A 21,605-nucleotide genomic window follows, 5' to 3' on the forward strand; every position below is an offset into this window, starting at 1 on the left:
TGGAAGGAAAAGAGGTGAATAAAATGGGTTTAGAAGAATATAAGGGTGTCTACATATTTGCCCAGCAGGTGGATCATCAGCTTAGCCGAATTGCTTTGGAACTGCTGGGTAAGGCAAGGGAACTGGCAGAGAATCTGGGGACTGATGTTACGGCGGTCCTGTTAGGCTCCGATGTAAAACAGATGGCAGATGAACTGGCTGAATATGGGGCGGATCATGTCATTGTGGTTGATAATCCGGCGTTAAAGGAATACATGACAGAACCATATACCCATGCTCTTTCCTGTGTGATTGAGAAATACAAACCTGAGATTGTATTGGTAGGTGCAACTGCAATTGGCCGTGATCTGGGACCAAGAGTTTCAGCCAGGGTCGCGACTGGACTCACTGCAGACTGTACCAAACTGGAGATCGGGGATTTCCCGCTTAATCCGGTGGCAGGAAGAGAACAGAAGCACAACCAGCTTCTGATGACCCGACCGGCATTCGGCGGCAATACCATAGCCACCATAGCGTGCCCCAATCACCGTCCCCAGATGGCTACTGTGCGCCCCGGTGTAATGCAGGCCATCACACCCATCAAAGACCGGAAAGCAATCGTGGAAGAATTTGATCCCGGATTCATGCCGGATCATAAGTATGTTGAGATACTGGATATTGTAAAATCGGTAGCGGAGTGCGCTGACATTATGGACGCCAAAATACTGGTGTCAGGCGGCAGGGGCATTGGCGGACCGGAAAATTTTGGCTTACTGGAAGAACTGGCTTCTGCCCTTAATGGTCAGGTCAGCTGTTCTCGCGCCGTTGTAGATGCGGGCTGGAAGCCCAAGGATATGCAGGTAGGACAGACCGGCAAGACTGTGAGACCAAATGTATATTTTGCCATTGGTATTTCTGGAGCAATCCAGCATGTAGCGGGTATGGAAGAGTCTGATATCATAATTGCGGTCAATAAGGACGAAACGGCTCCTATTTTTGATGTGGCGGATTATGGGATTGTGGGGGACTGGAAAAAGATTGTACCGGAGCTGATAAAAAAGATTCGGAATGAAACGATTGAAAAACCCAAGATGCTTTCCTAAGGAAAACAACTGATGACTAGCCTTAGCTCTGAAGATTTGGTATAATTTAAAAGGACGGTAAAAATTGTATTCAAAACAAAAGGGGCGAGTGGAATGAAAAAATTGATTTGCGGTTTTACAGGCTTAGCCGGGGGTGTTCTGATAATAGCCGGTACATTGTTTACTAGAAATAAGGCAGTTGCAGTGATTGGAGGAGCAGATGGCCCAACGTCTGTATTTATAGCAGGAAAGCCCAGTCCGGTTACTTCCACAGTTCTGTTGGTAAGTGGAATCATCATCATTCTGGGAACCATAATTGTCGTAATTAGAAATCGTAATTTATAAATGAGGAACAGCAGGCAGCAGGATTTATGCCTGCTGTTCTTTATATACTGGTTTACCTCTCAGTTGCTGCAGCTTTTAAAATATTCATCAGCCACTTCCAGTAACTTCTCAATACAATCATTTGATTCCCTGTTATAAAGGCATGTTACTTTAAAATAATCTTCAAAACCCATCAGAGGGACAAAACGCACGGTATCATTTGCAAACTGCTTCATATGACTGGCAAGAATGGAGATGCCCAGCTGGCAGTCTACCATAAGCATCATATTAATCAGAGAGTTGGCCTCATAAACCGTGTTGGTAGAATAACCTTCCTGGGAATAGATGTTGTCAATTAAATTATGGTCGGTTCTGGAATACTTAGGGTCCATATGTATAAATGGCTCGTCCTTTATCATGGTGAGAGAAACTGACTTCAGCTCCGAAAATTTGTGACTTTGAGGCAGAACGACGCACATATGGTCTGTGAAAACGGTCTTTTTTATAAACTGAGGCGGGCAGTCGATTTCTATATCCGGTAAGATGGCAACATCAATCTGACCGCTTGTCAAAGTTTCCATAATGTGATCGTAGGTGTAGTCCATGGGGTTCACCTTGATGGTTGGGTGAAGCTCATGGAACCGCTTGATCAGCCTGGGAAAATGATAGACAAGGGCAGTTCCTAAAAGCCCGATGCTGATGACTCCTGTTGTCCCGTTTTCCATGTCTTTTACTTTCTTTACGGCAGAATCATAAGCGTGAAGTATCTTTTTAATCTCGTGGTAAAAAATCTTTCCGGTGGGAGTCAGTTTTACCTCCCTTTTGTTTCGAATGAAAAGCTGGGAGCCGATGGAATGCTCTAAGTTGATGACCAGCTTACTTAACGTCGGCTGAGTGATGTGAAGCTGTTGGGATGCCTTCGTGTAGCTGAGGGTCTCAGCCAGGACAATAAAATATTCTAATTGAAATAGGTTCATCTATACTCTCCGTTTTACTAAAAAAAACTCATTTTTACACATCTATCATATCATAAATTCCGACAAAAATCTCCTTGTTAAAAAAAACAATGATTATAATGCATGAAAAATTACTATCACAGTAATAAAAATTATCAATTTATTATAAAAACAAAAGAATGATACACTGGAATTACAAAAGCAATATGAAATGATGATCAATCATTGTCACAATTTGTAAAGAGGGAAGGTGTTACATGTGATTCGAAATATCGCTGTGATAGGAGCCGGAACCATGGGACATGCCATAGCGGGGTGCTTTGCCCTGTATGGATATCCTGTTTCCGTTTATGAAAGCTTTGAAGAGGTACGCAATACCTGCAAGGAAAAAATCAGAAGACAGTATAAACTTCTCCAGGAGGAGGGGCTGATTGAACCAGACGATATAGAAAAATCTCTGGTCAGAATCCAGACCTTTGATGACCTTAAGACCGCTGTAAAGAATGCAGATTATATGATCGAAGCCATTCCGGAACGGCTGGATTTAAAGCAGCAGCTTTTTGAAGACCTCATAAAGTACTCTCCGGCAGATGCCATCATTGCCAGCAACACTTCAAGCATCGCATTTTCCGACTTAACCGCCAAATTGGATGAAAAGGATAAGTCCAGGGTCATGGTATGCCACTGGTATAATCCGGCCCATTTAATTCCGCTGGTGGAGCTGTCATTTTTCGGAAATATGCCGGAAGATCGCTACAAGGAGGTGGAGGATCTTTACCGATCCATTGAGAAACGACCTGCAAAGGTGAAAAAAGACATTCCAGGACTTTTAGCCAACCGAATCCAGCAGGGGATTGCAAGAGAGGTATTTTCTCTCATGGAAATGGGAGCGGCTGATCCGAAAGATATTGATGTTGCTTTAAAATACGGCCCTGCATTCCGGTATGCCACCACCGGTCAGCTTGAGGTAACCGACTTCGGCGGGCTGGACATCTGGTGCACCGTGGGAGATAACCTGTTGGCTGTTATGGACCGGTCAGCCCAGGCGAGCCCGCTTCTGCGGGAAAAGGTTATGGAAGGCAAGCTGGGATTTAAGACCGGAGAAGGGTTCTTTGCTTATCCGGAGCAGGAAAAGCAGGAGATTCAGAACCAGTTCCATAAGCGGTTAATCCGGCAGCTTAAGGCCAGTAAGAATTACGATTAAAAGCAGCAAACGCATATAAAACGGAGGGGAAATAATGATAAAGAGAACACTGGAAGAATTAAAAAGCTACAATGCCCCAGGCCATTTCGGTATGACGGCTATGAGGATTCATGGAAAAGAAGAGACGGGAGCCAGGAAATTCTGGATGGGACTGTCCACCTTTTTGCCGGGAGGCGGGGCGGAATATGCCTATGAAGACAATCCCTTAGAGAAGGTATATTACGTTCTGGAAGGGGAGATGACGGTGACGGACAAAGCCGGAACCAAGTATGTCATCCATCAGAACGAAAGCATTTCGTTTCAGCCCAATGAAGGACGCTATTTAGTTAATGAATCCAACCGTCCGGCAAGTATGCTGGTCATCATCAATTATCCGGAGTAGGAGGAAGAAATCCATATGGTAAGCAAGGAATTTATGGGGAATTTATTTGACGTATCCGGCAAGGTTGCCCTTGTGACGGGAGCCACAGGAGCTCTTGGAAAGGCAGTTTCCATCGGTTACGGTCTGGCGGGAATGAAAGTCATGGTCACAGGCCGCAAGGAAGAAACCTGCAGGGCGCTTTGTGAGGAGTTAGAAGCACAGGGCATTCAGTGCGGATATTCCACAGGGGACCCGGCTGTGGAAGAAGATGTGATTAAGGTGATCAATGATACCATCAGGACATTTGGGGAAATCAATGTGCTGGTGACAGCGGCAGGATACAACAAGCCGCAGCCCATAGTCGAACAGGATTTATCCACATGGAAGCAGATTATGGATTCTGACGTTCAAGGAACCTGGCTCTTTTGCAAATACGTAGGTGAGCAGATGATAAAGCAGGGCAAAGGTGGAAAGGTTATTATGGTTTCCTCTGCCCGCTCCAAGATGGGCATGGCAAATTACACAGGCTATTGTACCGCAAAGGGTGGAATTGACTTAATGGCCCAGTCTCTGGCCTGTGAGTGGACCGCAAAATACCACATCAATGTAAACACAATCAATCCCACCGTGTTCCGTTCCGATTTAACCGAATGGATGTTTGACCCTGAAAGCGCTGTTTACCAGAATTTCTTGAAGCGTCTTCCCATCGGACGTCTGGGTGAGCCGGAAGATTTCGTAGGGCCGTGCATTTTTCTGGCATCAAAGGCCAGCGATTTCATGACTGGGGCCAATGTGGCCACAGACGGCGGATATTGGGCCAACTAATTGGAGCCAGACCATTAAAAATATAAAGTTAGATAACGGAGGTAAATACCCATGAGCAAGAAAGTATTCGTAGACTTAACCCATCCATTCAGTGCCGATATTCCCCGCTGGCCATATTTTGACAAGCCGGTCATTGACAATAAGCACTCCCTTGCAAAGGGCGGTGTTCTAACCCAATACATAGGCTGCACCATGCATACCGGAACCCACTGCGATGCACCAAGACATGTCATGGAGAAGGAATTTGACGGAAAACGTGCCCGTTATACCCATGAGATGCCAGTAGATGCTTATACCGGAGATGCCATCTGTCTGGAAATTGAAATCGAGACATGGGGGCTTATCACAGGAAAGCATTTAGAAGATGCATGTGAAAGAGCCAACATCAAACCGGAAGAACTGGAGGGCATGATTGTCTGCTTAAACACCGGAATGCACCGCAAATTTGACGATTCCAAGGAATATTACCACTATTCCTGCGGCACAGGCATTGAAGCTGGAAAATGGTTTGTGGAGCACAAGGTAAAATGTGTGGCAATGGATATGCAGGCATTAGACCATCCCCTTCACACAGCCATGGGCAACAACGGCATGACAAGAATGAATTTATTAGGTGCTTCCGGAAGACCCATCACCGAGGAATATATTGAGAAATTCGGTGAAGAGGCATATGCGGAATTTGATAAAGAATTATACATCAGACTTCACGGTCAGGAAGCCTATAACGAGAAATTCGGCGAACTGGAAGCAATCGGCTGCTGGGGAACCTGGGAGCCGTGCCATAAAGAGATGCTGGGACACGGAATTGTGGGCGTAGAGAACTTAGGCGGCAACTTAGATAAAGTTTCTGGAAAACGGTTCCGTTTCTACTGTTTCCCTCTCCGCTGGCACTTAGGTGACGGTTCCATGGCGCGTTGCGTGGCAGAAATTGATGAGGACGATTTAAACGATGTTCCGGAAAGAACCTATCAGTATGGAGGATTTTAATATGGGAGATTTGAGCAATAAGGTAATTCTGACCGTAGCCACTACGGGCGCCTGGCCCACAAAGGAAATTACCCCCTATGTGCCGATTCAGCCCCGAGAGATCGCGCAGGAGGTTTACGCCTGTTATAAAGCCGGGGCTTCCATGGCACACATACACGTAAGAGATGACCAGTCGAAAGCTTCCATGGATTACAATAAATTCGAAGAGACCGTCCGTCTCATCCGAGACAAAGAAGATTGTGATATTGTCTTAAATTTAACAACCTCCGGAGGGATCGGATTGGACGATGAAGTAAGAATCAGACCCTTAAAAGAATTAAAACCGGAGCTGGCTTCTTATGACTGCGGTTCCATGAACTGGCAGAACAACTGTGTGTTTGAAAACAGCCCTGCTTTTTTAGAGAAACTTGGCAACGCCATGCAGGAAGCAGGTGTAAAGCCTGAAATTGAAATTTTCGATGTGGGTATGATCTACAATGCCCTTTATTACTTAAAAAAAGGAGTCTTAAAAGCCCCTCTCCATTTTCAGTTTGTATTAGGTGCAGCAGGAGGAATGCCTGCAACCGTAGAAAACCTGGTCTATTTAAAAAATCTGGTTCCGGAAGGTTCTACCTGGAGCGCTCTTGGGATTGGGAAAGGTCACCTTCCCATTCTATACACTGCACTGGCACTTGGGGGAAATATCCGTGTGGGAATGGAAGATAACATTATGTACAGCAAAGGTGAACTGGCAAAGTCCAATGTGGAATTTGTGGAACGGGCAAAGCGCATCATCCATGAATTCGGTAAAGAGGTTGCCACACCGGAGGAAACAAGACAGATACTTGGGGTATAGCGTGGGCAGGAAAGAGCGAACACCCTATGGGTATACCTTTATGCCCAGAGAGCGTGGGCAGGAAAGAGGAAATATGAGAGAAGTTGTTATTGTAAGTGCTGCCCGGACAGCCATCGGCAGCTTTGGCGGCAGTCTTGCTGCCATTTCAGCGGTGGATTTAGGGGCCACGGCAGCAAAAGGTGCAATCGAACGGGCTGGAATCAAGCCGGAGCAAATTGATGAAGTCATCGTAGGAAATGTACTCAGCGCAGGCTCAGGACAGAACGTGGCACGTCAGATATCTTTAAAAGCAGGGGTGCCGGTAGAGGTACCCGCTATGGGAATCAGCAAAGTTTGCGGTTCCGGCTTAAGAGCAGTTACTCTTGCTGCACAGATTATTAAGGCGGGAGATGCCGACTTGATCCTGGCTGGCGGAGCGGAGAGCATGTCATGTGCGCCCTATGTCTTAAACAATCATCGGTTCGGACACAAAATGGGAAATGAAACTCTGGTAGATACCATGATTCAGGATGGCCTGTGGGATGTATATAACGATTATCACATGGGTGTCACTGCAGAAAACATTGCGAAGCGGTACAAAATCACCAGACAGGAGCAGGACAGGTTTTCAGCAGAAAGCCAGCAAAGAGCACAAAAGGCCATAGAAGCAGGCCGTTTTAAAGAAGAAATCGTACCGGTTTTAATCCCTGTAAGAAAAGGCGAGCCCAAGGTTTTTAATACGGACGAATTTCCTCGGTTCGGAACCGCAGAGGAGACCCTTGGAACGCTTCGTCCCTCTTTTATCAAGGACGGAACCGTCACAGCAGGCAATGCTTCCGGATTAAATGATGGAGCTGCCATGGTGATTCTCTGCTCCAAAGAAAAGGCGGAAGAATTAGGGCTTCCGATTATGGCAAGAATTACAGGCTATGGTTCTGCAGGTGTAGAACCGGAGGTCATGGGTCTTGGCGTGATCCCAGCTTCAAAACTTGCCATGAAACATGCCAAAATCACAGCGGAAGAACTGGATCTGGCAGAAGCCAACGAAGCGTTTGCGGCTCAGGCGATTGCCGTGTGTCGTGACTTAGGCCTCGACCCGGCAAAGACCAACGTAAATGGCGGGGCGATTGCCTTAGGCCATCCCATTGGCGCTTCCGGCGCAAGAATCCTGACAACCCTCCTCTATGAGATGGAGAAGCGGGATGCGAAAAAAGGTCTTGCCACCTTATGCATTGGCGGCGGCATGGGAATAGCAATCGTAGTGGAACGATAGGAGGAATGCGCATGAAAAAAGTTTCGCCCCAGGAAGCGGTTGCTTCCATCAATGACGGAGCCGTAATTATGATCGGAGGTTTCATGTCAAACGGAACCCCGGAAATCCTGATTGATGCGCTGATAGAAAAAGATCTTAAAAATTTAACGATTATTGCAAATGACGGAGGAACTCTTGATACAGGAATTGGCCGCCTCATTAAAACAGGAGCGGTCAGCCGACTGATCGCTTCCCACATTGGCTTAAACCCACTGACAGGACAGCTCATGAATGAGGGAAAGATGGAGGTGCAGCTTGTACCTCAGGGAACCCTTGCGGAGCAGATCCGTGCGGGAGGAGCTGGCCTTGGTGGTGTTCTGACGCCCACCGGACTGGGCACAGAGATTGAAGAGGGAAAACAGGTAATTGAAGTGGATGGAAAACATTTTGTTCTTGAAAAGCCACTAAAAGCCGATTTTGCTCTGATTCGCGCCTCCGTTGCCGATGAAAAGGGCAATTTGTTCTACCGGGCAACCACCAGGAATTTCAATCCCATGATGGCGACTGCGGCAGAAACCGTAATTGCAGCGGCTGAAGAGATTGTGGAAGTAGGAAAGATTCAGGCAGAAAGCGTTGCTACGCCAGGAATATTTGTGGACTTCCTTGTAGGAGGTGAACCTTATGTCGATTAAAGAAACGATTGCCAGGCGTGTGGCAAAAGAATTAAACGACGGAGATGTGGTAAATCTGGGAATTGGACTTCCTACCATGGTTGCCGATTACATACCAGATGGAATGACCATTCACCTCCAGTCTGAAAATGGAATCCTGGGCATGGGACCCGTGCCTGGAGCCGACGGATACGATTCTAATATTGTCAATGCAGGGGGGAAACCTGTGACTGTAGAACATGGAGCCAGCTATTTTGACAGTGCATTTTCCTTTGCCATCATTCGCGGGGGGCACGTGAATGTAACCGTTCTGGGAGCCTTGCAGGTGGATCAGCGGGGAAGCCTTGCCAGCCACATCATACCGGGGAAGATGGTTCCGGGCATGGGTGGAGCCATGGATCTGGTCACAGGCTCCAAAAAGGTGATCATTGCTATGACCCATACGGCAAAGGATGGTTCTCCAAAGATATTAAACAATATCACATTACCGCCAACGGCAGTCTGTAAGGTCCATAAAATCGTGACGGAACTTGCTGTTATCGAGGTGACAGAGGACGGTCTTGTCCTTAAGGAAGTTTCCGTGGACACCACACCGGAAGAGGTTGCAGCAAAGACAGAAGCACCTCTGATTATGGCGGAGTGCATGGGGCGCTTTTAATAGTTGCCGTACTTGAAGTATTTAAGAAAATGAATTATAAATATAGTTTAAGCAATAAAAAATAAAAGACAGGAGATAGGAATATGGGGAAAAAAGTCGGCGTAAGCCAGGAAGAAAAGAACTTATCCTATTATAAGTTTTTTGAGCGCCCTATGGCAGAAATACCGGAGGAAAAGCTAGCCATCTTAATAAATGGTCAGGGGGACAAAAAAGCGGGAGTGCCATTTGAAAAAAGAAACCTTTATCTTGCAGGAAATGATGAAGAATACTGTCAGAACGGTTACGGTATCCATGAGGATGGAACTGGCTACGTATGTAATACCACCTACATGCCCGGCGTCACTGGGGACATGCTGGACTGGTGGTTCCCCTGGCATAGTGTAGGTTCCGATCTCCGCTACAAAATATGGGACCCGGAGGACCATTGTTTTGCCAGGGCTGATCGGCCGGATTACGTCTGTGACCCTGAGGTACCAATAAGGGAGAAGACCTGGGGAGTGAACCACTATATAATGGAAGATATTGGCCCCGGCTTTGAATTCCTTAAGCTGTGTTTCAAAAGTCCGGCTGATTTCGGTTATGATCCATCCATCGTGGGAAGTGAAGCATGTGAGTCTATGGTCTGTGCCATTGGAGAGAGCTCCTGCGCCTGCGCCATGACCCATAAATGGTATCCTTATAAGGATGGGGTTATGTTCTGCTCCCGCTTCTGGATCGGCTTTAAGCTGGAGAATGGAATTATACGAAAAGCCCTGCCTGAAGGCTTAAAAATTCCGGAAATCGCTGCCAAAAGTCTCTTTGCTCACAACATCAAGGAGTTTTCCAACTTAGCAGCCATTTTGCCGGAAGTGTACGCACAGAACAAAGATTGTTTTTAAAATTCCAATATCCGAAAGGAAAATTCATAGGAAAATAGAAGTTCTGCATTGGACGGATCAAAACTAATCAAGTCTGCAATTTTACCGATGCGGTAAAAAAAGGTGCTTTTATGAATGTGCAGGTAATTGGAAGTATTTAAGGCATTGCGGTTATTTAAAAAATATGCCTTTAGAGTCTTTATGTATTCTGTGTTATTTTCCTGGTCATAGTTTTGCAGAAATAAAAGATCCGGATGAATGAGGGTCTCTGTATTAATTTGATTTTGAGAGGATGACAGAAGATGGTTTAAATAATTGTCTTCATAAGTGAGAATGTGCTCCTTTCTGATACAGTTTTGATTCCTCAGCAGAAACATTACCTGGTTATAATAGCGTGGGGTATCCAGTAGTTGTTCAAATCGAAAACTAATCGCAGCATGGATCTGGTTCAGCTGAAGAAAATGAGACAGCTTCTGTCTGTCAATGGACTGGTAAAGATCTTTGCAGTTACTGGTGTGCAAAAGTATTAATGTCCCTTTATAAAAGAAGGCCATGCTGTGCTTAAATATCCCTGATAGCTGGTCAATATAGTAATTAGGGTTCAACTGGGTATTGGAAAAACCATGAAAGGTGAATCCCAGTACCCAGAAATACTGGTATAAGGTCTTTCCCAGCTGTGCCAGGTGCCGGGCTGCAATGCTTTTGCTGTCCAGATTCTGCTCAATCAGGTCGGTTAAGAAACACTCATATTTCAGCCCTGTTTTTTCTGCGTAACACTCATCCTTTTGCATTTCCAGGGAGATCAGCTTAGACAGGTTCATGGCAAAGGAACTGTCAGCAGATTGAAAAGGGCGGTTAAGAGAACTGATGCATAAGTAGCCCACTGCGGCACGTTTGATATGAATGCTGCAGAACAGATAAGAGATTTCGTGTGAATCATCATGTTCCACAATGATCGGTGAGGAAGAGGTAAACAAATGCTGCAAAACCTTTTTTTCTTTCATGCTCTGTATAAAATTACTTTTTAAATAGAATTTTTCATCATAGACATCAAATTTATCATCAAAATAATCCTTAGGGCTGGAGGCAAGCACAGAGAAGCTTGTGGTACATAATGTTATGGGGTTATTCAGAAATGTCATTGCCGTGTCAAGCATGCTCTGGTAACCATAACCTGCCTGCAACACCTGTAATACTTCATCTCTCTTTAAGTCCGCCTTGCGGCAATCGTATAATTCCTGCTGTATGCAGTTTAAGACCGCAAAGGAGTCCAGGTTCTCTTTAATGGAAAGTATGTTTGTGTTTTCTTCATTGGAACAACAGTTGAGCAAAAGAATACAGCCGTCTGGAATGAGAGGCTGATGATCCGGATAAGTTCCTATGTACAGGGTGTCGGGATCAGGCTGCAGCTGACCGTCATGAGAAGGCAGCAGATAATAAACGCTTTCAATCCGCCGGCTGGAAAAAACGGGCCCGTGAACATGAACCTGAAATGTATCTTGTATCTTTTGAATGATATTATTTAAACAAGCCATTGAAACTCCTTTTCTTTGAGACAAATGTAGGAAATCATCCCGGTAATATGAGAAAAATTTTCGATAAATGATGGAAGCTTCTTTATCTAAAGTATGTTATTATTTTAACGAACCAGTAGACAGTATTTTTATAGATATTTACATAACAGAACTTTATTATGATAACTTTCAATAATTGTACTAAATTTTAGATAAATAGAAAAGGAGAATATTCATGTCAGTAAAAATTTTAGGAGTCAGTACAGGTCGTAAAAACAGCAACTGTGATGTTTTGTTAAAGGAGGCACTTCTTGCATGTCAGGAAGAGGGAGCCGATGTTACAATGGTCAATTTGAGAGATTATGACATTATAGATTGTACCGGATGCACCTCATGTACCATAGGCATGTCACAGGGAAAGAATACCGGCTGCGTATTGGACAATAAGGATGATAAGAAGAAAATCATGGAAGTGCTGTTAGAAGCGGACGGAGTTATTTTTGCAGCACCTACATATGATCTGCAGGCCTGTTCCGTATTTGCAAAGTTTGCCCAGAGAAGTTTAAGCTATGAGAACTCATTTCTGGAGTCCATCGGGGCAATCGAACATAAGGACAGAGTCAGTGCTTTGATTGCAGTAGGTGGGTCCACCCGTTCCTGGCAGTCCATGGCTCTGGAATCCATGCAGGCAGCTATGTTCACTTCGGACTTTAAGGTTGTGGATATGTATCTTGCTACAAGAGTTCCGGCTCCTGCACAATGTCTCCTTCATGACGATATGATTGAACGAGTGGGGCAAATGGGAAAGAATGTCATGACAGCAATCAATACTCCTGTGGAAGAGCGCAAATGGCTGGGAGACGAAGATATGGGCTGGTGTCCAAACTGCCATTCCAATGCGTTGATTCTGGGAGAAGTTCAGTGGGATGGGCTTCATTTTCCAATTGAATGCCAGGTATGCGGTGCTGGCGGAACCCTTGAAAAAACAGAAGAGGGAAAGTGGAAGTTTGTGATTCAGGAAAATGGTCTGATAAGAGACCGCAACACCCTGGCGGGAAGAGGCAAGCACTTGGAAGAAATCATTCATACACAGGGAGGATTCTTCTCCGATCCGGAGAAACGCAGAATTGCCGGCGAAAAACTTGAAAAATACAAAAACCTGAATTTTAAAACAATATAAAATTAAAAAATGGAGGTATTTCGATGAAGCAGTTACAGACAGATGTTATTGTGGTGGCAGCAGGACTTTCTGGAATGGCAGCGGGCATTGCTGCGGCAGAAAATGGGGCAGAGGTAATCATTTTTGAAAAATCCAATACAACCGGCGGCGCTGCCAATATGGGAATGGGACCCCTTGGGGTGGGGTCTCCCATACAGAAACAGCAGATGATTTCTCTCACACCTGGCGAAGCATTTCGCAAGCACATGTATTATACCCATTACCGGGTGGATGCACGTCTGGTCCGGGATTACTATTATAAGTCCGGAGAGACCATTGAATGGCTAATGGACATGGGAGTAGAGTTTTTAGGAGTGCAGAGGGCGTTTAATGCACCGGAAGCCACAAGGGCATATTCGGATGGAGAATTTACCTGGCATGTGGTGAAACCGGAAGGCGGCGGAGCTCCTGGGCCACGCTGTGCAACGGCTATGACAAAGAAGATGACGGAACGGGCAAAAGAGCTGGGAGTGGTATTTTACATGGAAACTCCTGTTGCCAAAGTTATTGTGGAAGATGGACGTGCTGTGGGAGTTATTGCCAGAGACAGGGATGGTGAAGAAATAGAAGCAAGAGCCAAGGCAGTGATTCTTGCAACCGGAGGTTTCGGAGACAATCCGGAAATGATCAGAGAACAGACCGGATATGAATTTGGTAAGACAATCTTTAATTTTGCCATACCTGGAATGAAAGGGGAAGGAATCAAAATGGCATGGGAAGCCGGTGCCGGTCGCACTCCATGCACCATGGAACTGATGTACCAGCTTCCGGATAACATGAATCATTTTATTCTAGACGGAGCATTCCGCCAGCCATGTCTCTGGGTCAATCGGAATGGATACCGTTTTATGCCGGAAGACCAGATTGCCAATACTACATTTACCGGCAACGCGATTTCCTCTCAGCCTGGCTTTGTAGCCTATTCGATCTTTGACAGTAAGTTATTAAAGAAATATAAGAAAAAAGGTCCGGATATTATTTCTCATGTGCATCCTCACGATCTGTTCGACCACTTCGACGATCAGTGGGAAAAGGATTTAGCCGATGGATATGAACCAATCTGTCAGGCAGACACCATAGAAGAATTGGCAGAAAAAGCCGGAATCGATCCGGAAGGGCTGAAAAAACAGGTGGAAGAGTACAATGAAATGTGTGAGTCCGGATTTGATGAGATTTTTGAAAAAAACCGGGCATTTATGCAGCCCATCGAGAAAGGTCCGTTTTATTGCTGCCGTCAGAATGTAGGGGCTTACGGCACTTTGGGTGGAGTGAAGATTAATCATAAGACACAGGTATTAAATGAAGAAGCAAAGGTAATTCCTGGATTGTATTGTGTTGGGACAGATGCCTGCAATATTTTTGGAGACAGCTATCCGTTTATCCTTTCCGGAAATTCAATGGGATTTTGCTTAAACAGTGGAAGAATAGCAGGAGAAAATGCAGCAGAAGAAGCGGTTGAGTATTAAGGTCTTAGAATACGGGGGCTGATCCGCTAAGTGGAGGAAATATGTGGCTAACAATTGATAATAAGCAGATAGAGGCAAAAGAAGGAATGTCCGTTTTAAATGCTGCTTTGGGGGCGGGAATATACATTCCACATCTTTGCGGGCATCCAGATCTGGAGGCGATAGGTGGATGCCGCCTGTGTTCGGTAGAGATTGAGGGGATGGATCAGGCAGTTCCGTCCTGCATGATAAAGGTGCAGGACGGGATGAAGGTTTCTGTTCATGGCCCAAAAGCTGAAAGTACCAGAAAGACGGCAATGGAGCTGATTCTTGCAACACATCCGGCGGACTGCACCGGCTGCCCCAAGTACGGAAAATGTGAATTGCAATCCATGTATCAGTATCTTGGAGTGGGTCCCGAGCGGTGGAAGAAGAAAGCAAGAACAGTCCCTACCGATGACAGCAACCCCTTAATCCGGCATTTGTTTACCAGATGCGTTCGTTGCGGACGATGTGTGCGCGCCTGCAGAGACCTTCGCGGGGTGAAGGTACTGGATTTTCAAAAAACAGAAGATGGAGTGCGCATTGGAACCGACGGAAACATTTCCCTGAAAGAAGCAGGTTGTAAATTCTGTGGAGCCTGCATTGAAGTCTGTCCTACCGGCTCCATTATGGATGCCCTGGGACAGATAAGGGAAGACGTCTCTTACGGGGAAAGTGTGGTTCCATGCAGGACTGCATGTCCTGCACATACAGATATCCCCAGGTACTTAAGGTACATAAAAGAGGGAGAATATGAAAAAGCAACGGCTGTCATTCGAGAAAAACTGCCGTTTCCGGAAACACTGGGCTGTATCTGCAATCACATTTGTGAAACAGCCTGTAAGCGCAATCAGCTCGGAGAGCCGTTGTCTGTCTGCAAATTAAAAAGAGCTGCCGCTGCCGCTCATTCCGATGAATGGAAGAAAAACAGAAAAACTGCCGCTCCCACAGGAAAAAAGGTGGCTGTGATCGGAGGCGGTCCGGCCGGGCTGACAGCAGCTTATTATCTGGCAAAGAAAGGGCATGAAGTAACTGTCTTTGAGTCTAATGAAAAAGCGGGCGGACAGTGCCGTTATGGAATCCCTTCCTACCGGTTGCCAGATGAGGTGCTGGACCGGGAGATCAGCGATATTTTGGAAGTAGGAGTTCAGCTGAAGGTAAATACTACGGCTGACGCGCCGGAAGTCCTTTTAAAACAGGGATATGATACGGTTTTAATTGCCACCGGCACCCATAAGGGCATCCGTTTGCCTTTGGAAGGAAATATGCTTTCCGGAGTCATGCTGAATACGGATTTCCTAAAAGATGCACGTAGGAACAAGATCGATGATCCAGGTAAAAAAGTGATGGTGCTTGGCGGAGGAAATGTAGCTTATGACTGCGCCAGAACAGCCCTTCGTCTGGGGGCAGAAGAAGTCCACATTGCCTGCCTGGAAAGCGGTGATCAGATGACCGCTTCAGCAGAAGAAATACGGGAAGGAAGAGATGAGGGAATTATTCTTCATTCCAGCCATTCGTTTCTCCGTATTACAGGAAACACAAAGGTGGAAGGCGTTGAGCTTCAAAAAGTGGAGAAGTTTTATTTTGATGAAAACCGGAAAGCGGTCATAGAGCTTGTAGAGGGATCCCAGGAGAACATACCGGTGAATCGTGTGATTTTTGCTGTGGGACAGGCACCGGCTGGGACGGAGGAGTTGGGAATCGAACTAAATCCCGGTTCTTATGTAAAGGTAAACAGCTCTTTTTCAACCAGCATGCCAGGGGTTTATGGGGCTGGTGATGTGGTAACCGGAACAAAATCAGTCATAGAGGCAATTGCTGCTGGGAGACGGTCTGCCATAGAGATGGACCGTTACCTTGGTGGAGACGGAGATATTTCTGAAGAACTGCTGGAAAAGGAAACGGCAGATCCGTTCCTTGGAAGGACGGAAGACTTTGGAAATTTAGAGCGGCTGTCACCGGCTCTTATGGACCCCCAGGAACGGAAAAAAAGCTTTGCTGCAGTGGAACAGACATTTACCTGTGAGGAAGCAACGTGTGAGGCCGGGCGCTGTCTGCAATGTGATCTGAGGTTGAATGTAACCAATCCCAGGCTTTGGAACGAATACTAGGAGGAATAAGGATAATGGATATGATTATTTGCAATGCAATGCCACTTTATCACGAGGCACCCGTTTCCCCTATACTATTAAAAGATAACACGGAAAAGGTCATGGAAGCGCTGTTGAAAGAGCCTGCCGGTATTCGTTACCTGATAGTGCCGGAAGGCGGCTGGCTTTGGGAGAAACCAGAGGGTCTGACAATCATCGAGACCCGTCACAAATCCGGTTTTACTTATGGGAATGCATCTGCTCTGAAAAAGGTAACTGAGGGAGAAAAGCCCATTCCATTATGCTCCAATGAAGAGTTTCATTCTGGCGAATGCAGGGTAGTGACGGTGGAAGAATTGATAAATGCCGGAAAGAAGAACGTGTATGTCGCAGGTAAGGTTGAGAAAAAGGGGATTCTTGATCTGGACAGGAAGATAACACCAGCAGACATACTGGCTGCCGTTGGTGTGCAGGGAATATTTAAGGCAATGTACTTCGGTCATCCAATGGGCGTTTTCATCAACGAGACTATGATGGATCAGCCAGTTGAACTGACCACGGATTATATTGAAATCTTAAATGAGTCCGATTGCATGTTGGACTATCTTCTTAAAACCGCAGACAGATACGGCAAAGAAGCTTGTGGGAGATGTGTATTTGGCCATGAAGGTGTTTTTCAGATCCGTATGCTTTTAACGGATATGACTTTAAAAAAAGGGAAACTATCCGATTTGGATTTAATGTTAGAATTGTGCCATGAAATGAAGCGGCAATCTCTGTGCGAAGCTGGTTTTTCCATTGCCAATACGGTGGAGAGCGCTCTTAATTGCTTTAAAAGTGAAATAGAGGAGCATATCACCAAAAAAAGCTGTAAAGCGGGAGTGTGCCAGAAGTTTTTAACGTTTCACATTCTTCCGGATCTTTGTACAGGCTGCACGGAATGTCTTGATGTTTGTGAAGATGATGCAATACTTGGGAAAAAGAAATTCATTCACGTCATCGACCAGAACGAATGCTCCGGGTGCGGTAACTGCATAGATGCCTGCGAGGAGAATGCAATTATAAAGGCGGGAGCGGATAAGCCAAAATGTCCGAAGAAACCGTTGCCATGTAAGAGTTCATAATGGAAGTCAGTTGATAGCCAACATTATTTTAATAGCAGGCAGATAAAAATCTGCCTGCTATTTTATGATTTAAAAAATAAATTTACATGTCCTGAATCATCTTCCGATAGGAACTAGGCGACATCCCCTGATATTTTTTAAATATCCTGGAAAAATAATTGATATCATCAAACCCGCATTGATTGGCAACATCCCGTATGGATTGTTTGGTGGAATTCAGCAACAATAAAGACTGCTTGACGCGTGTCTGCGTGATATATTCCGTTACTGTCTTACCCAGTTCTTTTTTGAACAGAGTTGAAAGATAACTGCTGTTGAGGTTTTGATATTCAGCTATCCTCTTCAGGGTAAGAGGTTCGTTATAATGAAGATCGATATAGGTAACGCAGTCCTGAATGTTGTCAGAGTATTTTTTGACAGAGTGATTGTGGATCAATAGACAGTATTTGCGTATCATGTCAGTTGTAAGCCTTGTTAATTGCAGGTCATTGGTAGATTGTTCAATTTCTATTGCAAACTGCCGGGATATTTTATCAATGTAAAAAGGGTGAACTTCACATTCCCTGGCCGCAGTTCTTAATAACGTATTAAATACAATCATAAAATTTTTGGAATTACGCAGCTGGTTTGAAGTTCTCTGTCCGTAATTAAACTGGAGCATTTTCTTATGCAGACGGATTGCTTCTTTAAAATTCTGCTGTTTAACAGCAGCGATCATTTGCTGTTCAATCTGATATCGTTGTTCCACCAGATTCAGTGACAGATCCCCTTCAGAAAAAGAATGTTCAAAATCATTGGTCGGAATCAGAGTATCTAAAATATGGGGATCACTCTGATAGATGATACGCATTTCAGGTCCAAGAACAGGTGAAAAAAGCGCAGTAATAAAAGCCTGGAATCGTTCGCGGGAGATCGATAAAGGAAGATTGTTGTAAAAGAATATTAATTCCTGTTCCATGTGTGGAGATGGATAGATTCCTGCTATTTGCCGAATTTCCGGGTCAGTTGGCCGGTTAAACAAAAAAGGACCTATTGATAAATAAGAATCGGTATGGTCTGCAACAGGAAGCTTCAAATATACATTACAGATATGGTACGAGCTTTCCATGATATAGATATTTGGAAATAAACATTTCTGTATCAGCCAGTCCTTGATATCTTCATAAGGATGTTGCTGCGGATATAAATTGGAGCGTAAGGAATAATCGATCTTGTTGATATTATCAAATGGGGAAGTCAGTAGAATCGTTTGTATGTTCTGACTGTCAAATATGTTTTTTGCTAAGTCAAAGTAGTGATCGTACATAGATAAGGTCCACCTCCTGAACGCATTGATTCATTCAAAATAGCATAAAATCCATGATCAATCAATACAAAACAAAAAATAATGCTATTTTTAGTAAAAATAGTTCTGTTATCCCTTCTGATAAATTGTTACTATTTGATAGAACAATCGTAATGCATAATCATAAGTGGAGGGCACTACAATGGAGAAAATAATAAAGAAATTTGGGTTTAAAGATCAATTAGGTTACGTCTTTGGAGACTTGGCCGGGAGTATGATCAATTTATACATTGATCTGTACATACTGACATTCAGTACCTATGTACTGGGCATTAGTGCTAAATGGATGGCCGGATTGTTTCTTTTTGCAAAAATCTGGGACGCGATAAATGATCCATTAATCGGTTCGTTGCCTGACAGAATAAGAATTGGTAAATCAGGAGATAAATTTAAACCTTATATTAAAATCGCCATGATCCCGTTAGCAATATCAGTGCTTATGTGTTTTGCTGATGTTTCCAGCTGGTCAATGACAATGAAGCATATCTGGATTGCATTGGGCTACCTGATTTACGGAATGAGTTACACCGGTACTTCTATGCCTTATGGTGCGATGGCTTCTGTAATAACAAGAGATCCGGTGGAAAGAACGAAATTATCAAGGGCAAGAAGCCTTGGCGGAACATTAGTCGGAGTATTATTCCTGCCATTAGTCCCAATGTTTGTCTGGAATAAGGATCAGACAGTAAATCCACAAGCGTTTTTCATTCTTGCAATTGTTGCCTGTGTACTTAGCATTGTATTTTATTTCGTATTATTAACATTTACCACAGAGAGATATTCTGAGGCTGATAACAAGAAACAGATAGCTAATAATTATAAATTCTTTGATGTTTTAAAAGAAGCAATCAAAAACAGACCATTAATCGGAGTAATGGTCGCATCTTTCGGAAATTGTATCGCTTCAGCTTCCATGGGATCGTTATCCAGCTTTTTATATAGAGAATATTATCACGCTCCCAGAATGATGGCATTGACTTCTCCGTTAAGTATTCCAATTTTGTTTTTTGTATTCCCATTAATCCCAAAACTTGCCCATAAATTTGGAAAGAGAAAAGTAATTATTGCCAGTGCATTGTATAATATTGTATTTTCTTCCTGCCTGTTTCTTTTCCCGATTTCCAACGTCTATGTATACCTGGTATTAAGCACATTGGCAAATATAGGTCAGACAGGTTTCATGATGTTAATCTGGGCGTTTATTACAGACTGCATTGATTATCAGGAATACAAAACAAATAAAAGAGCAGACGGAACGTTATATTCCATCTATACGTTCAGTAAAAAGATCGGAACATCAATTACCCACAGTGGTTCCACCTACTTTTTAGCTGCAATTGGATATGTTTCCGGTGTTGCAACCCAGCAGGCTGGCGTTGGAGCTGGAATAAGAGGTATGGTAACAATCATGCCTGCAGTTGCGGGACTTGTAGAAATCATTGGTATGGGCTTAATCTTTAATTTATCAAAAGCAAAAACTGAGATGATCTATGCGGAACTGGCACAGAGACGAAGTAAATCGGAAGGCGATGGAGAGAAATGAAAGAAATAACAATTGATACTGCCTGTGGCAAATTAAAAGGGATTGATTCTGAAACCGGCGTTCACAAATTTAGTGGTATACGGTATGCAACTGCTGGAAGGTGGGAGTATCCCGTAGAAGTAACCAGATGGGATGGCGTCTTTGATGCAACCAGGTTTAAAGACGCAGGCATTCAGAGAAGAACATTTTATAAAGAACAGGAAGAATCATTTTATTATAAAGAGTTTCGGAAAGATGACGTATATACTTATAGTGAGGACTGTTTTTACCTAAACATATGGAAACCGGAATGCTGCAAAGAAGCACCTGTGATCTTTTACGTACATGGAGGAATGTTTCAGGGCGGCTGTGGAAATGAGAAACCGTTTGATGGTTCTGGTTATGCACAAAAAGGGGTTATTTTCGTAACCTGCAATTATCGGTTAGGCCCATTTGGCTTCTGCTCCCTGCCGGAATTAGAAAAAAGAGATGGACATACTGGTAATTACGGTCTTTATGATCAGCTTACCGCTTTAAAATGGATCTATCATAACATAGAACGGTTTGGCGGTGATCCATCTAACATCACAGTGATGGGGCAATCCGCAGGTGCCATGAGTCTGCAGCAGTTGTGTATGACGCCACTGGCGAAAGAATATATATCAAAGGCAATTATGACAAGTGGAGGCGGTGTCAGTGAAACATTTGCAAATGCCACTTATGCGGAGAAAACGTATCCGTTCTGGAACGAGGTTCTGTCTCAAGTTGGAACGTCTTTAACAGAATGGATTGAATGCGATGCCAAAGACTTACTGGATTCCATGTTTGCAGTAATGCAGAAATATCCCAATGGGATACAAAACTGCATGCCGGTTATTGATAGGGGGATTGTGCCCTTTCATACAGATGAAATGATTACAAAGGGGATGCAGGCAAAAATTCCATATATGATGGGAAGTACAAAGGATGATTTGCTGCCAGAGGAAATGCACAGAATGGCAAAAGACTGGACAATCCTGCAGTCTGAACAGGGGCTGATTCCTTCGTATTGTTTCTATTTTTCCAGAAACCTTCCTGGTGATGAGAAAGGTTCCTGGCATTCCAGTGAACTTTGGTACACCATTGGTGCGTTGGAAAATTGCTGGAGGCCATGGGAAGAGAAGGATTATCAGTTATCAGATGTTATGATGGAGTATTTCAGCAACTTTGCAAAACGTGGAAATCCCAATGGCGAATCACTTCCAGAATGGAGAGCAACAAGTAATTCCCAGGATGATATTATGGTATTTTCAGATACAGAGATCGGAATGAACAAAATAGTAAGGAGTTAATGA

20 protein-coding genes are annotated in these 21,605 nt (G+C 44.3%); 17 read left to right on the forward strand and 3 right to left on the reverse strand.

Annotation, left to right across the window (positions count from 1 at the left end; translation table 11 throughout):
- Positions 1 to 23 precede the first annotated feature (23 nt).
- Complete coding sequence (locus ACOAOT_RS04195) at positions 24 to 1,082, forward strand: electron transfer flavoprotein subunit alpha/FixB family protein (protein ID WP_420215827.1); 1,059 nt, start codon at positions 24 to 26, stop codon at positions 1,080 to 1,082.
- 93 nt (positions 1,083 to 1,175) lie between these two features.
- Positions 1,176 to 1,406, forward strand: a complete 231-nt coding sequence (locus ACOAOT_RS04200) for an oxaloacetate decarboxylase (protein ID WP_420215828.1) — start codon at positions 1,176 to 1,178, stop codon at positions 1,404 to 1,406.
- 59 nt (positions 1,407 to 1,465) lie between these two features.
- Here ACOAOT_RS04200 and ACOAOT_RS04205 read toward each other — a convergent pair whose 3' ends face one another.
- Positions 1,466 to 2,362, reverse strand: coding sequence for a LysR family transcriptional regulator (locus tag ACOAOT_RS04205; protein ID WP_420215829.1), 897 nt, complete (start codon positions 2,360 to 2,362; stop codon positions 1,466 to 1,468).
- 238 nt (positions 2,363 to 2,600) lie between these two features.
- On the opposite strand from ACOAOT_RS04205, the gene ACOAOT_RS04210 reads away from it, so the two are divergent.
- The 9 genes from ACOAOT_RS04210 (at position 2,601) to ACOAOT_RS04250 (ending at position 9,991) form a co-directional block, all read left to right on the forward strand.
- Entirely contained in the window at positions 2,601 to 3,545 is a 945-nt protein-coding gene (locus ACOAOT_RS04210; RefSeq protein WP_420215830.1) for a 3-hydroxyacyl-CoA dehydrogenase family protein, read from the forward strand.
- A gap of 34 nt (positions 3,546 to 3,579) precedes the next feature.
- Positions 3,580 to 3,927, forward strand: a complete 348-nt coding sequence (locus ACOAOT_RS04215; RefSeq protein WP_349671497.1) for a cupin domain-containing protein — start codon at positions 3,580 to 3,582, stop codon at positions 3,925 to 3,927.
- Between the two features lie 15 nt (positions 3,928 to 3,942).
- Positions 3,943 to 4,731 (forward strand): SDR family NAD(P)-dependent oxidoreductase, encoded by a 789-nt coding sequence (locus ACOAOT_RS04220; protein ID WP_420215831.1) that lies wholly within the window; start codon positions 3,943 to 3,945, stop codon positions 4,729 to 4,731.
- Positions 4,732 to 4,782: 51 nt separating this feature from the next.
- On the forward strand, positions 4,783 to 5,718 hold the full coding sequence (locus ACOAOT_RS04225; RefSeq protein WP_420215832.1) for a cyclase family protein: 936 nt from the start codon (positions 4,783 to 4,785) through the stop codon (positions 5,716 to 5,718).
- Between the two features lies 1 nt (position 5,719).
- Complete coding sequence (locus tag ACOAOT_RS04230; protein ID WP_420215833.1) at positions 5,720 to 6,553, forward strand: beta-keto acid cleavage family enzyme; 834 nt, start codon at positions 5,720 to 5,722, stop codon at positions 6,551 to 6,553.
- A gap of 73 nt (positions 6,554 to 6,626) precedes the next feature.
- Positions 6,627 to 7,805 carry an acetyl-CoA C-acetyltransferase gene (locus ACOAOT_RS04235; protein WP_420215835.1) on the forward strand — a complete coding sequence of 393 codons (1,179 nt, stop codon included), beginning with the start codon at positions 6,627 to 6,629 and terminating at the stop codon, positions 7,803 to 7,805.
- A gap of 11 nt (positions 7,806 to 7,816) precedes the next feature.
- Complete coding sequence (locus tag ACOAOT_RS04240) at positions 7,817 to 8,476, forward strand: CoA transferase subunit A (protein ID WP_277406738.1); 660 nt, start codon at positions 7,817 to 7,819, stop codon at positions 8,474 to 8,476.
- Positions 8,466 to 9,113: a 3-oxoacid CoA-transferase subunit B gene (locus tag ACOAOT_RS04245; protein ID WP_420215836.1), complete on the forward strand. Its 648-nt coding sequence runs from the start codon at positions 8,466 to 8,468 to the stop codon at positions 9,111 to 9,113. Before ACOAOT_RS04240 ends, ACOAOT_RS04245 begins: the two co-directional genes overlap by 11 nt.
- Positions 9,114 to 9,196: 83 nt before the next feature.
- On the forward strand, positions 9,197 to 9,991 hold the full coding sequence (locus ACOAOT_RS04250; RefSeq protein WP_420215837.1) for a DAPG hydrolase family protein: 795 nt from the start codon (positions 9,197 to 9,199) through the stop codon (positions 9,989 to 9,991).
- On the opposite strand, the gene ACOAOT_RS04255 is transcribed toward ACOAOT_RS04250, so the two are convergent.
- Positions 9,988 to 11,505, reverse strand: coding sequence for a PucR family transcriptional regulator (locus ACOAOT_RS04255; protein ID WP_420215838.1), 1,518 nt, complete (start codon positions 11,503 to 11,505; stop codon positions 9,988 to 9,990). The two genes, ACOAOT_RS04250 and ACOAOT_RS04255, sit on opposite strands and share 4 nt — an antisense overlap.
- A 214-nt stretch (positions 11,506 to 11,719) precedes the next feature.
- Between ACOAOT_RS04255 and ACOAOT_RS04260 the strand changes: the two genes are divergently transcribed.
- Genes ACOAOT_RS04260 through ACOAOT_RS04275 form a run of 4 tightly spaced genes read left to right on the forward strand, consistent with a single transcriptional unit; the run spans position 11,720 to position 17,404 of the window.
- The gene (locus tag ACOAOT_RS04260) at positions 11,720 to 12,664 is read left to right on the forward strand and encodes a flavodoxin family protein (RefSeq protein ID WP_420215840.1); all 945 of its coding nucleotides are present in this window, start codon (positions 11,720 to 11,722) and stop codon (positions 12,662 to 12,664) included.
- 23 nt (positions 12,665 to 12,687) lie between these two features.
- Positions 12,688 to 14,169 (forward strand): FAD-dependent oxidoreductase, encoded by a 1,482-nt coding sequence (locus tag ACOAOT_RS04265; protein WP_420215841.1) that lies wholly within the window; start codon positions 12,688 to 12,690, stop codon positions 14,167 to 14,169.
- 41 nt (positions 14,170 to 14,210) lie between these two features.
- The gene (locus ACOAOT_RS04270) at positions 14,211 to 16,301 is read left to right on the forward strand and encodes an FAD-dependent oxidoreductase (RefSeq protein WP_420215842.1); all 2,091 of its coding nucleotides are present in this window, start codon (positions 14,211 to 14,213) and stop codon (positions 16,299 to 16,301) included.
- Between the two features lie 14 nt (positions 16,302 to 16,315).
- Positions 16,316 to 17,404, forward strand: a complete 1,089-nt coding sequence (locus tag ACOAOT_RS04275) for an NADH-ubiquinone oxidoreductase-F iron-sulfur binding region domain-containing protein (protein WP_420215843.1) — start codon at positions 16,316 to 16,318, stop codon at positions 17,402 to 17,404.
- 82 nt (positions 17,405 to 17,486) lie between these two features.
- Here the strand turns inward: ACOAOT_RS04275 and ACOAOT_RS04280 are convergent, their stop codons facing one another.
- On the reverse strand, positions 17,487 to 18,710 hold the full coding sequence (locus tag ACOAOT_RS04280) for an AraC family transcriptional regulator (RefSeq protein WP_420215844.1): 1,224 nt from the start codon (positions 18,708 to 18,710) through the stop codon (positions 17,487 to 17,489).
- Between the two features lie 181 nt (positions 18,711 to 18,891).
- Here ACOAOT_RS04280 and ACOAOT_RS04285 point away from each other — a divergent pair, with 181 nt between their 5' ends.
- Both ACOAOT_RS04285 and ACOAOT_RS04290 read left to right on the forward strand, forming a co-directional pair.
- Complete coding sequence (locus tag ACOAOT_RS04285) at positions 18,892 to 20,292, forward strand: MFS transporter (protein ID WP_420215845.1); 1,401 nt, start codon at positions 18,892 to 18,894, stop codon at positions 20,290 to 20,292.
- Complete coding sequence (locus tag ACOAOT_RS04290) at positions 20,289 to 21,602, forward strand: carboxylesterase family protein (protein WP_420215846.1); 1,314 nt, start codon at positions 20,289 to 20,291, stop codon at positions 21,600 to 21,602. Before ACOAOT_RS04285 ends, ACOAOT_RS04290 begins: the two co-directional genes overlap by 4 nt.
- The last annotated feature ends 3 nt before the right edge of the window (positions 21,603 to 21,605 follow it).

The organism is Lacrimispora struthionigena (assembly GCF_048627165.1).
Classification (GTDB): Bacteria; Bacillota; Clostridia; order Lachnospirales; family Lachnospiraceae; genus Lacrimispora.